Genomic DNA, 14,843 nt, shown 5'->3' on the forward strand with positions numbered 1-14,843 from the left:
GAGCGGCGCAAGCCGCGACCGCGCAATAGCCGCAGCGACGAAAGCTGCATCCCAAGTGAGCTACTCGGCCGACGTGAACCCGCGATGCGGTTTGCCGTGGCGCTGTTGCAGCACCGCCACCGCATCGGCCAGCGACAGGCCGCGCGCGCGCAGCAACACCTGCAGATGGAACAGCAGATCGGCCGCCTCGCCGGCCAACGCGGCCTCGTCCTGGGCCACCGCCGCCAGCGCGGTCTCCACGCCTTCCTCGCCGACCTTCTGCGCGATCGCGCGCACGCCGCGTTCGAACAGGCCGGTGGTGTAGCTGCCGGCCGGGCGTTCGCGCTCGCGGGTCGCGACCAGCGCGTCGAGTTCGGCGAGGAACGCCAGGCCGTCGCCGGGCGCGGACGGGAAACAGCTGTCGCGGCCGAGGTGGCAGGTCGGCCCGTGCGGCAGCGCGCGCACCAGCAAGGTGTCGCGGTCGCAGTCGGTCTCGATCGAGACCAGGTCGAGGAAGTGGCCCGAGCTCTCGCCCTTGGTCCACAGCCGTTGCTTGCTGCGACTGAAGAAGGTGACGTGGCCGCTGGCCAGGGTCGCGTCCAGCGCGGCGCGGTCCATGTAGCCGAGCATCAGCACGCGCAGGTTGGCCGCGTCCTGGACCACGGCCGGCAACAGGCCGTCCTGCTTGTCCCAGTCCAGCGCGTCGATCTCTTGCGGGCTCAGCGTCGCGTCCATCAGTGCAGCTCGCGCACCGGCACGCCCTGCCCGCTCAGCGCGCGCTTGAGCGCGGGAATGCGGATGCTGCCGGAGTGGAACACGCTCGCCGCCAGCGCCGCGTCGACGTCGGCCCGCAGGAACACGTCGCCGAAGTGCTCGATCGCGCCGGCGCCGCCGGAGGCGACCAGCGGCACCTCGCAGATCGCGCGCACCGCGCGCAGTTGCTCGATGTCGTAGCCGCTGCGCACGCCGTCGCTGCCCATGCAGTTGAGCACGATCTCGCCCGCGCCCAGGCGTTGCGCCTCGACCACCCAATCCAGCGTGCGCTTGGGCAAGGCCTGGGTGCGCGAAGGGTCGCCGGTGTATTGGCGCACCCGCCACTGGCCGTCGGGATCGCGCAGGCTGTCGATCCCGACCACCACGCACTGCACGCCGAATTCGGCGGCGATTTCGCTTATCAGCTCAGGCCGCTCCAGCGCGGGCGTGTTGATCGAGATCTTGTCCGCGCCGGCGTTGAGCACGCCGCGCGCGTCGGCGACCGAGCGGATGCCGCCGGCCACGCAGAACGGGATGTCGATCGCGCGCGAGACCCGCTCGACCCAATCGCGATCCACGCTGCGCCCCTGCGGGCTGGCGGCGATGTCGTAGAACACCAGCTCGTCGGCGCCTTCGTCGCGGTAGCGCAGCGCCAGTTCGACGATGTCGCCCATGTCGACGTGGTCGCGGAAGCGCACGCCCTTGACCACGCGTCCGTCGCGGACGTCGAGGCAGGGCACGATGCGGCGGCTCAGGAGCGTGGAGTTCAGCAACGGCGTACCTGCTTCAAGGCATCGGTGAGTTGGAAGCGGCCCTCGATCAGCGCCTTGCCGAGCACCGCGCCGGAACAGCCGATGCTGTCGGCGGCGACGATGTCGGCGATGTCGCGGATGCCGCCGGAGGCCTGCAGCTGCACGTCCGGCGCGATCTCACGGATGTGCTTGTACAGGTCCAGGTTCGGCCCGGCCATGGTGCCGTCGCGGGAGACGTCGGTGCACAGCAGGTGGCGCAGGCCGGCCTGGGCGTAGCGCTCCAGCAACGGTTCCAGGCGCACGCCGCTGTCCTGGGTCCAGCCGGCGACCGGCAGTTCCCATTCGCCGCGCTCGTTCTGGCGCACGTCCAGGGCGATGGTGATGCGCTCGGAACCGAAGCGCTTGAGCCAGGCGATCACCAGGTCCGGGTCCTTGACCGCGAGCGAGCCGACCACGACCCGGTCGGCGCCGGCGTCGAGGATGGCTTCCACGTCGGCCTCGCTGCGCACGCCGCCGCCGGTCTGCACCCGCATCCAGCTGGAGGTGGTGATCGCGCGCAGCAGCGGCGCCAGGGTGTAGCCGCCGTAGCGCGCGGCGTCCAAGTCGATCAGGTGCAGCCACTTGGCGCCGGCCTCGGCGTAGCGCGTGGCCAGCGCCAGCGGTTCGGTCTCGTAGCGGGTTTCCTGGGCGTAGTCGCCCTGGTGCAGGCGCACGACGCGCCCGTCGCGAACGTCGATCGCGGGGTAGAGGGTGCTGTTGCCCATGTTCATGCCTCCAGCGCCAGGAAGTTGGCGAGCAGGCGCGAGCCGACCGCGGCCGAGCGCTCCGGGTGGAACTGGGCGCCGAAGCAGCGTCCGCGCCCGGCGACCGCGGTGAAGCGGCGGCCGTAGCTGGCGCTGGCCAGGGTGTCGGCGGTGACGGGGGCGGCGTAGCTGTGCACGAAATAGGCCTGGTCGCGCTCGCCGATGCCGGCCAGCAAACGCGCGCCGGCGTTCGATTCATGCTTCTGAAGGAGATTCCATCCCATATGAGGCACTCGTACTCCTGGTCCGGGGGGCAGCTTGGTGATACGGCCCGGAAGGAGCCCGAGGCATTCGACCTCGCCCTCCTCCGAGGACTCGTACAACAGCTGCATGCCCAGGCAGATCCCGAGCAGCGGCTGCTGCAAGCGGCGGATCGTGGCGACCAGGTCGAGTTCGCGCAGACGCGCCATCGCGGGGGCGGCGGCGCCCACGCCTGGCAGGATCACGCGATCGGCTGAGGCGATCGTTGCAGGGTCCGCGGTCAATACCGACCGCGCACCCAGCCGCTCCAATGCATAACGCACCGAGCCGATGTTCCCCCCACCCGAATCGATGACAGCTACAACCGTCATCACAGAACTCCCTTCGTACTCGGGAGTTCGCGCCCTTGACGGGCGATGGCCTGGCGCAGCGCGCGCGCGACGGCCTTGAAACAAGCCTCTATCTTGTGGTGATCGTTATCACCTTCCACGTTCAGGTTGAGATTGAGCCCGGCGGTTTCGCACAGCGAGCGGAAGAAATGCGCCAGCAGTTCGGTCGGGAAGTCGCCGACCCTGTCGCGGGCGAAGCTGCCGGCGAAGACGAAGTACGGACGGCCGGAGAAATCCAGCGCGGCGCGCGCCAGGGTCTCGTCCATCGGCAGCACGAATTCGTGCGCCGGCGGCTCGGATCCGTCGCCGCCAGCGGCGCGCGGCTCGAACCCGTAGCGGCCGATGCCGCGCTTGTCGCCGAGCGCCTCGCGCAGCGCCTGCCCCAGCGCCAGCGCGCTGTCCTCGATGGTGTGGTGCTCGTCGATGTGCAGGTCGCCCTCGCAGCGCAGCTCCAGGGCGAAGCCGCCGTGCTTGCCGAGCTGCTCGAGCATGTGGTCGAAGAAGCCCAGGCCGGTCGCGACCTTGGGTTCGGCGGCGCGGTCCAGATCGACCTTCACCTCGATCCGGGTTTCCTTGGTGTTGCGCGCGACCCGCGCGGTGCGCGGACGATCGGCCAGGACGTGGGCGATGCCGGCCCAGTCCCACTCGCCGCCGAACTCGGCCGTGCGCAGCTGGAACGCGCGGATGCCGAGGTTAGCGGCGAAGCCGTTGTCGGTCTCGCGGTCGCCGACCATGGCCGATCGTTCCCAGTCGATGCCGCGATCCTTCAGCAGCGGCAGCGCCAGGCCGATGCCGGGCTTGCGCGTGGGCAGGTTCTCGGCCGCGAAGCTGGTGTCGATCAGCACGTCGCGAAACGCGATGCCCTGGCTTTCGAACACCTGCATCATCAGCTGGTGCGGGCCGTCGAAGGCCCAGCGCGGGAACGACTCGGTGCCCAGGCCGTCCTGGTTGGTGACCATGACGAATTCATAGCCGGCGTCGCGCAGTTTCAGCAGCGCCGGGATCACCCCGCGCACGAAGCGCAGCTTGGCGTAGCTGTCGATCTGGAAGTCGGCCGGCTCCTCGATCAGGGTGCCGTCGCGGTCGACGAACAGGACCGGCTTGAGCGCGCTCATGCCGCCGCTCCGGTCGCGACCGCCGCCGAGGCGCGCAGCGCGCGCCCTAGCACTTCAATCACCGCAGCGTTCTGCTCCGGCGTGCCCAGGCTGATGCGCAGCGCATCGTCCAGCCCCGGCGCGTGGCGGAAGTCGCGCACCACCACGCCGGCGTCGAGCAGGGCGTCGAGCGCGGCCTGGGCGTCGTCGAAGCGCAGCAGCAGGAAATTGGCCTGCGAGGGATACACCCGGCGCACGCCGGGCAGGCCCTGCAAGGCCTGGAACAACGTGTCGCGTTCGCACATGGCGGTGGCCACGCGCGCCTTGGTGGTATTGCCCGGCACCTCGCCGAGCGCGCGCAGGGTCAAGTTGACGCACGGCGTGGGCAGCGGATACGGCGCCTGGCAGCGCTGCAGCGCGGCGATCACCCCGGCGTCGGCGATGGTGCTGCCGATGCGCGCGGCGGCCAGCGCGTGGGCCTTGGACAGGGTGCGCAGCACCGCGACGTTGCGCCGGCGCCGCAGCAGGCTCACCGCCGATTCGCCGTCGGCGAATTCGATGTAGGCCTCGTCGACCACGACGATGGCGCGGCCGCTCAGGCGCTGCGCCAGCGCGTCGATCGACGCCAGCGGCAGCAGGGTGCCGGAGGGATTGCCCGGCGAACACACGAACACCAGCTTGGCCGCCTCGCGCTCGGCGGCCTCGGCCAGCGCGTCGAAATCGCAGACGAAGCCTTCGGCGCAATCGCACAACGGCACATCGACCACGCGCGCGCCGTGCAGGCGCGCGCTGACCGCGTACATGCCGAAGGTCGGCGGCGCGATGACGATGGCGTCGCCGCCGGGGCGGCAGAACGCGCGCACCAGCAGGTCGATGCCCTCGTCGCTGCCGCGCCCGGCCAGCAACTGCTCCGGCGCGCAGCCGTACAGCCGCGCCAGCGCCTCGCGCAGCGCCGGCGGCTGCGGATCGGGATAGCGGCGCACCGCGCCGTCGCAGTCGGCCACGCTCGGCCAGGCCGCTTCGTTGGCGTTGAGCCAGACCCGGCCGCTGCGCTTGTCGCTGCGCGCCGACTTGTAGCCGGCGAAATCGCGCAGGTCTTCGCGCAGCAGGTCGAGGGGATTGTCGTCGCGGGTCTGGGACATGGTCGGGCCGGTGATCCGTTGTGCTTGGTTCTGCAATCGTCCGGCGCCGGGCCGGACGGACTCGCTCAGGCGCGCTGCGCCGGGGCCGCGGCCTCGGCCAGCGCCGCCAGCCGCAACGCCACCGCCTCGCGGTGCGCGTCCAGCCCTTCGGCCTGCGCCAGCACCACCGCGCAGGGGCCGATTTCCTGCAGCCCGCGCGGCTGCACTTCCTGCACCGTGATCGCGACCTGGAAGCTTGCGACGTTGAGGCCGCCGGAATAGCGCGCCGCGCCGCTGGTCGGCAGGACGTGGTTGGTGCCGCTGCAATAATCGCCCAGCGCTTCCGGCGCCCAGTCGCCGAGGAACACCGAACCGGCGGCCTCGACCTGCGCCAGCCACGCGCGCGCGTCGCGCAGGGCCAGGATCAGGTGCTCGGGCGCGTAGCGGTTGCTGACCTGCATCGCGCTGGCGATGGAATCGACCTGGATCGAGCGCGACTTGGCCAGCGCCGCGCGCGCGGTGTCGGCGCGCGAGAGCCGCGCCAGCTGGCGTTCGAGTTCGACATCGACCGCATCGAGCAGGGCCGCGTCGTCGCTGAGCAGGATCACCTGCGAGTCGGCGCCGTGCTCGGCCTGCGACAGCAGGTCGGCGGCGACGAAGTCGGCGCGCGCGCCGGCGTCGGCGATCACCAGCACTTCCGACGGCCCGGCCGGCATGTCGATGGCGGCGCCGCCTTCCAGCAGCGCGACCTGGCGCTTGGCTTCGGTGACGTAGGCGTTGCCCGGGCCGAACAGCTTGTCGCACTTGCCGATGCTGTCGCTGCCGAACGCCATCGCCGCGATCGCCTGGGCGCCGCCGACCTTGTAGACCTTGCCGATGCCGCAACGCCGCGCCGCATACAGCACCGCCGGGTCGGCGCTGCCGTCCTTGCGCGGCGGCGTGCACAGCACCACCTCGCGGCAGCCGGCCAGCCGCGCCGGCACGCCGAGCATCAACGCGGTCGAGGGCAGCGGCGCGGAACCGGCCGGCACGTACAGGCCGACCCGCGGGATCGGCCGCAGCACGCGCTCGCAGCGCACGCCCTCGGCGGTGTCCAGGGCGTAGGCCGGGGTCATGCCGGCGGCGTGGAAGCGTTCGATCCGGCGCGCGGCCTCGTCGATCGCGGCGCGCAGTTGCGCGCTCAACGCGGCGTCGGCGGCTTCGAATTCGGCCTGGCCGACGGCGAAAGATTCCAGCGCGACGCCGTCGAAGCGCTGGCCGAAGCGGCGCAGCGCGGCGTCGCCGTCGGCGCGCACCTCGGCCAGGATCGCGGCGACCGCGTCGGCGGTGGCCTGGCGGGTTTCCTGGGCCGGACGGCGCAGCGCCTGCGCGCGCGCGTCGGCGCTCAACGCGCCCCACTGGTAGCGCTGCATCGCAGCGGCGGTCGCGGGGAGGTTCATGCCAGCATCCCTTCCACCGGCAGCACCATCAGCCCGCGCGCGCCGGCGCGCTTGAGTTCCTCCAGCCGCTGCCAGGTCACCGCGCCGTGGCACAGCGCCTGCAGGGCGACGTCGTCGCCGTCGTCCAGGCGCATCACCGTGGGCTGTTCGGCATCGGGCAGCAGCGGCAGCAGTTCGCTCAGTAGGCCGCGCGGCGCCTGGAACATCAGCAGCTTGCTGTTGCGCACGCGCAGCGCGCCGTCGAGCCGGCGCAGCAGCAGGTCGGCCAGTTCGCCGCGCACGTCGTCGAAGCGGTCGACCGGCCCGGCCAGCACCGCCTCGCTCTCGACCAGCGTCTGCACCGCCTTGAGCTGGTTGGCCGACAGCGTGGCGCCGCTGGAGACGAGGTCGCAGATCGCCTCGGCCTGGCCCAGGCGCGGGGCGATCTCCACCGAACCCGACAGCAGTACCACCTGCGCGTCCACGCCCTGCTGCGCCAGCCACTGCGTCAGCAGCGCCGGATAGCTGGTGGCGATGCGCTTGCCGGCCAGGTCCTGCGACCCCTGCCATTGCCAGGCGTCGGGCACGGCGATGGCCAGGCGGCAGCCGCCGAAACCGAGCGCGCGCCATTCGCGGAACGCCGGCGCGCGGCCGTTGCCGCGGCGGTCGCCGTCCTGTTCCAGCAGCACGTTGCGGCCGACCACGCCGAGGTCGCAGACGCCGTCGGCGATCAGTCCGGGGATGTCGTCGTCGCGCACCAGCAGCAGGTCCACCGGCAGGGTTTCGCCGTAGCAGAACAGGCGGTCGCGGCTCTCGCGCCAGCTCAGACCGCAGGCGGCGAGCAGTTGCCGGGCCGGGTCGGCGAGGCGGCCGGACTTCTGGATCGCGATGCGCAGGCGGTCGCGCACGGCGGCACTGGCGGGAGGGCTCATGGACTCGGTCTCGGGGGAAGGCGTGGGCGGTGCGGGCCGGCGGACGCCGGCGGCGGCGGATGCAGCGGCCGTCAGCGATGTCGCGGGCCGCGGCGCTGCAGGGCCGCGGCGTAGCCGCCGGCGCCGCGCTCGAGCACGCGCGCGACCCGGCCGATGGTGGTCACGCTGACCTGGGTGCGCTCGTGGATCTCGCGGTACGGCACGCCCTCGTCGAGCAACGGCACCACCCGCCAGCGGTCGCTCATCGCTTCCAGTTCGGCCGGGGTGCACAGGTCTTCGAGGAAGGCGCGCACCTGCTCCGGCGCGCGCAACGCGGACAGGGCCGCGGCGAGTTCGCCGAGGGCGTCTTCGGTGGCTTCGACGGTGGCGACGGCGCGGCGCTTCATGGACGGGGTTCGGATCCGGGGTTGCGGTTGCGCGAGGCCGCGCGGGAAACAGGGAACCGAACCGGTTGCGGCCGGTCCGGCGCGCGGACCGCCTCGAAGGCCGACCCAGCGCACTAATGTGCTAACGCGTTAATACATTAGACCGGGCGACGGCCGCGCGTCAAGCCGTCCGGCCCGCCGCGGTAATTGCGTTAAGACCTCAGGCACGCCTCGCGCGCCTGTCGCGCCGGCGCCCCGCTTCTCCCCTGCCCGGCGCAACGATGAGTGCCGGCTCCCGGTCAAGGACGCCCCGGCCCAGCACGATGAATACGCCCCCTGCCCGTTCCGTGCGCCGCCCGCCGCCATTGCAGACACCGCTGCGCCGGCCGTCCCCATGGCGGTCGCTGCCGTGGTGGTTGCTGCTGGCGCTGCTGCTGGCCGGCTTTAGCCCCCTCGCCGCCGCGCAACGCCCGCTCGAACTCGGCCGCCAGGACGGCGAAACGGCGCTGGCGCCGTTCACCGCCTACCACCACGACCCCGACGGCCGCCTCGACCTCGCCGGCGCCGAACGCGCGCTGGCCGCAGGCGGGTTCCGGCCGCTGCCCGGCGGCAACAGCTCGTTCGGCTTCCAGCGCGGCGCCTACTGGTTCCACATCGCCGCGCGCAACGCCGACGCCGACACCCCGCGCTGGCTGCTGGTGCAGGGCTTCGCCCTGAGCGACCGCCTCGACGTCTACACCGTCGCCCACGGCACCGACGGCGCGCGCGTGCGCCACCAGGCCGGCGGCGACAGCCTGCCGTTCGCGGCGCGCGCGATCCGCTACCGCCATCCGAACTTCTGGATCGACCTGCCGGCCGGCCAGCGCGTGGACCTGTTCGTGCGCGTGCAAAGCCAGAGCTCGATGCAGGTGCCGCTGACCCTGTACTCGCCCAGCGCGTTCACCGGGCTGGCGCGCGACGCGCAACTGGGCATCGGCCTGTACTACGGCATCCTGCTGGCGCTGTTCTTCTACAACCTGGTGCTGTGGCTGAGCCTGCGCGATTCGAGCTACTTCTGGTATCTGTTCCACATCTGCGCGTTCGGCCTGGTGCTGCTGACCCTCAACGGCCTGGGTTTCGAATACCTGTGGCCGCGCTCGCCGTGGCTGGCCGACCACTCGGTGCCGCTGTCGATCTGCCTGGCGCAGGTGGGCATGCAACAGTTCGCGCGCACCTTCCTCGGCCTGGCGCAACGCTGGCGCTTCGGCGACCGGGTCGGCCTGGGCATGATCGGGTTCTTCGTGCTGCTGGGATTGATCGCGACCCAGGCGCCCTACCGCATCGTCACCCCGATCGCCTCGGCCGCGGTGTTCGTCTCCATCGCCTGGATCGCGGTGGCGACCGTGGTGGTGCTGCGCCGCGGCTACAAGCCGGCGCGGCTGTTCCTGCTGGCGTGGTCGGCGTTCCTGCTCGGCACCGGCATGTTCGCGGCGATCGCCTTCGACCTGCTGCCGAAGGTGTTCATCACCGAATACGGCGTGCAGATCGGCTCGGCCCTGGAGATGCTGCTGTTGTCGGTGGCGCTGGGCTACCGCTACGCCTCGCTGCGCAACGAGAACGAACGGATCGTGCGCGAGGCCAAGGAGCAGCTCGAACACAAGGTCGAGCAGCGCACCGGCGAGCTGCGCACCGCGCTGGCGCAGTTGGAGAAAGCCCACGACCGCCTGCGCGAGACCGCCCAGCGCGACGGCCTGACCGGCCTGCACAACCGTAGCCACTTCCGCGAGGCGTTCGAATCCTTGCTGCACCGCGCGCGCCGCCAGAGTCGGCCGCTGGCGCTGATGATGATCGACCTGGACCACTTCAAGCAGATCAACGACCACCACGGCCACCTGGTCGGCGACGAATGCCTGCGCTGGGCCGCCGGCCTGATCTCGCAGACGCTGGCTCCGCACCACGCGCTGCTGGCGCGTTTCGGCGGCGAGGAGTTCGTCGCGGTGTTGCCGGACCACGACCTCGACGCCGGCTCGCGCGTGGCCGAAGCCCTGCGCCTGCGCCTGCGCGCGCAGCCCTGCCCCAGCCGCAGCCACGACATCCCGGTCACCGCCAGCATCGGCGTGCACGAGATCGCGCCGGATTCGGACCTCGGCGTCGAGGCGGCGCTGCAGTTCGCCGACCAGGCGCTGTACCTGGCCAAGGCCGGCGGACGCGACTGCGTGCGGCTGTGGGGCGCGGCGGCGTAAGCGCTACGACTCAGGCCCAGCGCCGCGGGCGCAACTCAGGCCGGCGGCGCGTACATCACGTCCGAGCGCAGCGCGTACTTCGTGCCCTGCTCCACCGCCGCACCTTCGTGCCAGGTGTCGTGCACGAACAGCAGCGCATCGCCGGCGCGCGGCGCGACCCGGAAACCGCGGAACGCGGTGTCGCCGCCGACGAAGCCATCGTTGAGATAGACCAGCAGGGTCAGCTTGCTCAGCCGGCCGTCTTCGCTCCACGGCCCGTCCTTGTGCATGCGGAAGCGCTGGCTGGGACCGTACTTGTAGAAGCGCAGCGCGCGCGGCAGGCCGCAGGCGGTTTCGCCGTCGAGCGCCGGCAAGCCGGCCTGTTGCAGACGCTGCCACAGCCGTTCGACCCACGGCGGCGATTCGAACACCACGCGCTCGTTGTTGCGCACATGGGCCATCGATTTCTGCCCGCCGTCGGCGGTGCGCACGCCGGCGGGTTCGAAGCCGCGGGCTTCGGCCAGGGCGATCAGCGCTTCGCATTCGGCGGGCGACAGCAGGCCGGCGACGGTGAAGACGGTCTCGGTGTGGTGGATCGTTTGCATGGCGGCGGTCCTTGGCCTTGGACTGGCATGTCGCTCTTGTGGGAGGGACTTCAGTCCCGACGCTCTTGTGCCAGATCGCGGCGACCGGAGCGAACAGCGTCGGGACTGAAGTCCCTCCCACAACAGAAGCCCCTCCCACAACAGCGGCCGCCTCGCTTGCACGGCCGATCCTGCGAGCGCGCGCCCTCTCCCGCGAACGGGAGAGAGCGCTGACGACTCAATGCTGCATCTCGGCCCGCACCGCCGACAGCACGCTGCCGTCGCGCACCAGCTGCACCGCGGTGGCGACTTCGCCGTCGAGCGCGCGGTCGTGGTCGAGGAACGCGATCGATTCGCGCAGCTTGGCGTGGGCGATGGCGACCGCGCGGCCCGGACGGAATTCCTCGGCGGCCGACAGCTCCGCGCGCAGGCCTTCGACTTCGGCCAGGAACTCGGCGTGGTCGGCCGCGCCGGCGACCGGGCCGCCGGCGACCTTGACCGCCAGCGTCGCGGCGTCGGCGCGGTCGGCCAGATCGCGCGCGGCGTTGATCATGTCGCGACGCAGGTCCAGCGCCTGGGCGGCGGTGTACAGCTCCAGCGCCAGCACCTTGCCCAGGTCGTCGGCCATCGCCAGCACATGGCGCGCCTCGTTGGCGCCCATCGAGACGTGGTCTTCGGCGTTGGCGCTGGTCGGAATCGAATACACCGAGGCCGGATGCGCGCGACTGGACAAGTCGTTGACGATGGCCGCGGCGGTGTACTGCACGATCATGTGGCCCGACTCGGTCGCGTCCTCGTTGCCGATCAAGAAGCCCGGCAGGCCGTCGTTGGTGGCCGGGTCGACCAGCTTGTTGAGGCGGCGCTCGGAGATGCTCGCCAGCACCGGGATCGCGGCCTTGACGTAGCTCATCGCCAGCGCCAGCGGCATGCCGTGGAAATGGCCGGCGGAGATCACCTGCTGCTCGACGTGCTCGGCCTGCGCGTCGGGGAACACGATCGGGTTGTCGGTCAGCGAGTTGAGCTCGATCTCCAGCACCCGCGCGGCCTGGGCGATGGCGTCGCGGACCGCGCCGTGCACCTGCGGGATGCAGCGCAGCGAATAGCTGTCCTGCGGCTGGTGCTTCTTGCCGCCGCGGAACGGACGGAAACGGGTGTAGAACTTCTCGCGGCCGTGGCGCTGGCCGAACGGCACCCAATCCCAGCCGATGTCGAAGCTCAGCTGCTGCGCGGCTTCGGTGTCCCAGCTCTGCGGCAGCCACGGGCGGAAGCGCGGCACCAGGTGGTACGGAATGTCGGCCAGGGTCGAGCCGTCGAGCAGCGTGCGCAGGTTCTGCGCCACCTTGACCTGGCCCGGATGCGGGCGCAGCGCATGCACTTCCGGCGCGAACGCACCCAGGCGGCCGGCGAAGGCGTCGATGGTCATCGCCGCGGCGAGGTCGGCGGTGTCGAGCAGGTCTTCGAGCTTGCTCAGCGCCAGCACGCCGCAGGCCAGCATCTGCGCGGTGCCGTTGTTGAGCGCCAGGCCTTCCTTGTACGACAGCTTCACCGGCGTAAGGCCGGCGCGCTCCAGCGCCTGCGCGCCCGGCATGCGCTCGCCCTCATAGAACGCTTCGCCGCCGCCGAGCAGGACGATGGCCAAGTGCGACAGCGGCGCGAGGTCGCCGCTGGCGCCGACCGAGCCCAGCTGCGGCACCACCGGCACGATGCCGGCGTTGAGCAGGTCGGTCAGCGCCTGCAGGGTCTGCACGCGGATGCCCGAGTGGCCGCGCATCAGGGTGTTGACGCGGATGCACAACATCGCGCGCACGATCTCCGGCGCGAACGCCTCGCCCACGCACACCGCATGGGTGACGATGAGGTTGCGCTGCAGCTCTTCGTGCAGGGTTTCCTGCGAACGCTTGGCGCCCGGCAACTGGTCGCGCAGGTGGTGCGCGCCGAGCAGGCGGTCGGCGTTGCTGCCGAAACCGGTGGACACGCCGTAGATGGGCTCTTCGCGGCGCACCTGCTCGGCCAGGAAGTCGGCCGCGCGCGCCACCGCCGGGAGCTGTTCGGCGGACAGTTCGACCTGCGCGCCGTAGGCCACGGCGACGAGCTGGGACCGCGTCAGCGAGCGGCCGTCGAGTCGGATCTTGTTCAAAGCTGGGGTTCTCCGCATCGCACCCTGGCGATCATCTGCGCGGCGCCGGCGGATCGGCGGCGCGCATACTCGGGAGTCGGTGCGTCAGACAAAAGGAAACCGCGGCCCGCACGGGCCGCGGCGTGGGTGTCGGCTTGCGCCGATGCTGCAGCCGGCGCCGGACGATGCCGGCGCGGCGAATGCCGGCGATGCGGCGCGCTCGGCGCCGCCCCGCCTTGCGCGCGCGCCGCCGGCCGCGCGCGCGATGCGCGCCCGCGGCCGACGCGACGGGCGCGCGCGAGGATCACTTCATGACCCGCGACTGTTCCAGCTCGACCCGCAACGTGCGCGCGAGCTCGCCGCGCGCGACCTCGAACTGGTCCTCGCGGCGCAGGTCCTTGACCGTGGCGGTGCCCTTGGCGATCTCGTTCTCGCCCAGCACCACCACGAAGCGGATGCCGGCGCGGTCGGCGTACTTGAACTGCTTGCCGAGCTTGGACGGCTCCATCACCACTTCGGTGTTGAGCCCGCCGGCGCGCAGTTCGCTGGCCAGCGCCAGGCATTGCGGCAGCTGCGCGTCGTCCATCTGGGCGATCAGCACCTGCACGCTGCTGTCGGCGGTGCTGACCAACTTGGCCTCCTGCAGCTGCCAGAACAAGCGGGTCAAGCCGATGGAGATGCCCACGCCCGGCAATTTCGACTTGGTGTAGTGGCTGGCCAGGTCCTCGTAACGGCCGCCCGAACAGATCGAACCCAACTGCGGGTAATCGTTGAGCGTGGTCTCGTAGACCGTGCCGGTGTAGTAGTCCAGGCCGCGGGCGATGGAGAAGTTCAGCGCGTAGTTGGCTTCCGGCACGCCCAGCGCGCGGATCAGTTCCAGCACCTCGCGCAGTTCGGCCACGCCCTGGCGCAGCGAGTCGTTGCCCTCGCCCAGCGCGGCCAGCTTGGCCAGCGCGTCGGCGTGCGAGGTCGAGCGCGTCTCGACGAAGGCCAGGATGGTCGCCACCGCCTGCGCCGACAGGCCGAAGCCTTCGCCGGTCAGGGTCTCGCGCACGTAGTCGGCGCCGCGCTTGTCGAGCTTGTCGACCTCGCGCAGCACCAGCGCCTGCAGTTCGCCGTCGGCCACGCCCTGGGCCTCGAAGAAGCCGCGTAGCAGCTTGCGGTTGTTGAGCTGGATGGTGAAGGCGCCGATGTCGAGCTCGGAGAACACCGCATAGATGCAGGCCGGCAGCTCGGCGTCGTAGCGCACGCTGAGGCTGTCCTTGCCGATCACGTCGATGTCGCACTGGTAGAACTCGCGGTAGCGGCCGCGCTGCTGGCGCTCGCCGCGGTAGACGCGCTGCATCTGGTAGCGGCGGAACGGGAACGCCAGCTCGGCCTCGTGCTCGGCCACGTAGCGCGCCAGCGGCACGGTCAGGTCGAAGCGCAGCGCCAGCTCGGGCACGGCGCGGCCGTCCTGCGCGCTCTTCTCGCGCGAACCGGTCGACTCGACGAAGTACACCTGGCGCTCGGTCTCGCCGCCGGACTTGGTCAGCAGCACCTCGGTCAGCTCCATCACCGGCGTTTCCACCGGCAGGAAGCCGAAGCGTTCGAAATTGCGGCGGATCGTGTCGAGCATGCGCTGGAACGCGATCTGGTCACGGGGCAGCAGCTCCATGACCCCGGGCGGGGTGCGAGGCTTGATCAAGTCAGACTCCGAATTACTGCGATGGCGCGAGAAGGGCGGCCCGGATCGGCGCCGGCGCGCGCTGCACCAGCGCGCGCGGCGGGCCTCGCCGGCATGGCGCTTAGTTTAGCGATTGCGGGCCGTCCGGTCGGTAGCGGCCGTCCGTCCGCGCGCCTTCGCGCCCGACGCCCGCGCCCGCCCGGCTTTGCCGATGCGGCGACAAGCCCGCCGCGACGCGGTTTTGCGCCCATCCGCGACCGGCGGCGCAACCGGAATGAAATTTTTCTGTCGTCCCCTCTTGCACGCCCCCGGGAGCGCCGCTAGAATTTGCGGCTCACGAAGTCGGGGTGTAGCTCAGTCTGGTAGAGCGCTACGTTCGGGACGTAGAGGTCGCAGGTTCGAATCCTGTCTCCCCGACCAATAAAATCAAGGCATTACAGAGAACCGGCCTCGCGCCGGTTTTTTGTTT

Annotated in this window: 13 protein-coding genes, 1 tRNA gene and 2 pseudogenes; 3 read left to right on the plus strand and 13 right to left on the minus strand. The window is 71.2% G+C overall.

What is annotated here, in order from left to right:
• Positions 1 to 60: 60 nt before the first annotated feature.
• The 9 genes from hisIE to JHW41_RS15710 all read right to left on the minus strand — a co-directional run bounded on the left by hisIE (position 61) and on the right by JHW41_RS15710 (position 7,828).
• Positions 61 to 714, minus strand: coding sequence for a bifunctional phosphoribosyl-AMP cyclohydrolase/phosphoribosyl-ATP diphosphatase HisIE (hisIE, locus tag JHW41_RS15670; RefSeq protein WP_250443261.1), 654 nt, complete (start codon positions 712 to 714; stop codon positions 61 to 63).
• Entirely contained in the window at positions 714 to 1,505 is a 792-nt protein-coding gene (hisF, locus tag JHW41_RS15675) for an imidazole glycerol phosphate synthase subunit HisF (RefSeq protein ID WP_231783974.1), read from the minus strand. The genes hisIE and hisF overlap by 1 nt, the downstream gene beginning before the upstream one ends.
• A complete protein-coding gene (hisA, locus tag JHW41_RS15680) occupies positions 1,499 to 2,248 on the minus strand; it encodes a 1-(5-phosphoribosyl)-5-[(5-phosphoribosylamino)methylideneamino]imidazole-4-carboxamide isomerase (protein WP_057947131.1) in 750 nt (249 codons plus the stop codon). Before hisA ends, hisF begins: the two co-directional genes overlap by 7 nt.
• 2 nt (positions 2,249 to 2,250) lie before the next feature.
• Entirely contained in the window at positions 2,251 to 2,859 is a 609-nt protein-coding gene (gene hisH, locus JHW41_RS15685; protein WP_057947130.1) for an imidazole glycerol phosphate synthase subunit HisH, read from the minus strand.
• Entirely contained in the window at positions 2,859 to 3,992 is a 1,134-nt protein-coding gene (gene hisB, locus JHW41_RS15690) for a bifunctional histidinol-phosphatase/imidazoleglycerol-phosphate dehydratase HisB (protein WP_250443263.1), read from the minus strand. The genes hisH and hisB overlap by 1 nt, the downstream gene beginning before the upstream one ends.
• Complete coding sequence (gene hisC, locus JHW41_RS15695) at positions 3,989 to 5,113, minus strand: histidinol-phosphate transaminase (RefSeq protein WP_250443266.1); 1,125 nt, start codon at positions 5,111 to 5,113, stop codon at positions 3,989 to 3,991. Before hisC ends, hisB begins: the two co-directional genes overlap by 4 nt.
• Positions 5,114 to 5,178: 65 nt before the next feature.
• Entirely contained in the window at positions 5,179 to 6,504 is a 1,326-nt protein-coding gene (gene hisD / locus JHW41_RS15700) for a histidinol dehydrogenase (RefSeq protein ID WP_250451067.1), read from the minus strand.
• A gap of 23 nt (positions 6,505 to 6,527) precedes the next feature.
• Positions 6,528 to 7,442, minus strand: a complete 915-nt coding sequence (gene hisG, locus JHW41_RS15705) for an ATP phosphoribosyltransferase (protein WP_250443268.1) — start codon at positions 7,440 to 7,442, stop codon at positions 6,528 to 6,530.
• Positions 7,443 to 7,513: 71 nt separating this feature from the next.
• A complete protein-coding gene (locus JHW41_RS15710) occupies positions 7,514 to 7,828 on the minus strand; it encodes a YerC/YecD family TrpR-related protein (protein WP_057947126.1) in 315 nt (104 codons plus the stop codon).
• A gap of 302 nt (positions 7,829 to 8,130) precedes the next feature.
• Here JHW41_RS15710 and JHW41_RS15715 point away from each other — a divergent pair, with 302 nt between their 5' ends.
• A complete protein-coding gene (locus JHW41_RS15715; RefSeq protein WP_250443271.1) occupies positions 8,131 to 10,029 on the plus strand; it encodes a sensor domain-containing diguanylate cyclase in 1,899 nt (632 codons plus the stop codon).
• 35 nt (positions 10,030 to 10,064) lie between these two features.
• Here the strand turns inward: JHW41_RS15715 and JHW41_RS15720 are convergent, their stop codons facing one another.
• Positions 10,065 to 10,613: a prolyl hydroxylase family protein gene (locus tag JHW41_RS15720; RefSeq protein ID WP_250443274.1), complete on the minus strand. Its 549-nt coding sequence runs from the start codon at positions 10,611 to 10,613 to the stop codon at positions 10,065 to 10,067.
• A 38-nt stretch (positions 10,614 to 10,651) separates the two neighbouring features.
• Here JHW41_RS15720 and JHW41_RS27155 point away from each other — a divergent pair.
• Positions 10,652 to 10,699, plus strand: a pseudogene (locus JHW41_RS27155) (DUF6053 domain-containing protein); the annotation flags it as partial.
• Here JHW41_RS27155 and JHW41_RS27160 read toward each other — a convergent pair.
• From JHW41_RS27160 to hisS, 3 genes and pseudogenes are all read right to left on the minus strand, one after another.
• Positions 10,684 to 10,752, minus strand: a pseudogene (locus JHW41_RS27160) (DUF6053 domain-containing protein); the annotation flags it as partial. The pseudogenes JHW41_RS27155 and JHW41_RS27160 overlap by 16 nt on opposite strands.
• 78 nt (positions 10,753 to 10,830) lie before the next feature.
• Positions 10,831 to 12,729, minus strand: coding sequence for an HAL/PAL/TAL family ammonia-lyase (locus tag JHW41_RS15725; protein WP_428995380.1), 1,899 nt, complete (start codon positions 12,727 to 12,729; stop codon positions 10,831 to 10,833).
• Positions 12,730 to 13,012: 283 nt separating this feature from the next.
• Positions 13,013 to 14,395 (minus strand): histidine--tRNA ligase, encoded by a 1,383-nt coding sequence (hisS, locus tag JHW41_RS15730; protein WP_250443277.1) that lies wholly within the window; start codon positions 14,393 to 14,395, stop codon positions 13,013 to 13,015.
• A 322-nt stretch (positions 14,396 to 14,717) separates the two neighbouring features.
• On the opposite strand from hisS, the gene JHW41_RS15735 reads away from it, so the two are divergent.
• Positions 14,718 to 14,794: transfer RNA gene (locus JHW41_RS15735), tRNA-Pro, on the plus strand.
• Positions 14,795 to 14,843: the final 49 nt, after the last annotated feature.

Source organism: Lysobacter enzymogenes (assembly GCF_023617245.1).
Lineage (GTDB): Bacteria > Pseudomonadota > Gammaproteobacteria > Xanthomonadales > Xanthomonadaceae > Lysobacter > Lysobacter yananisis.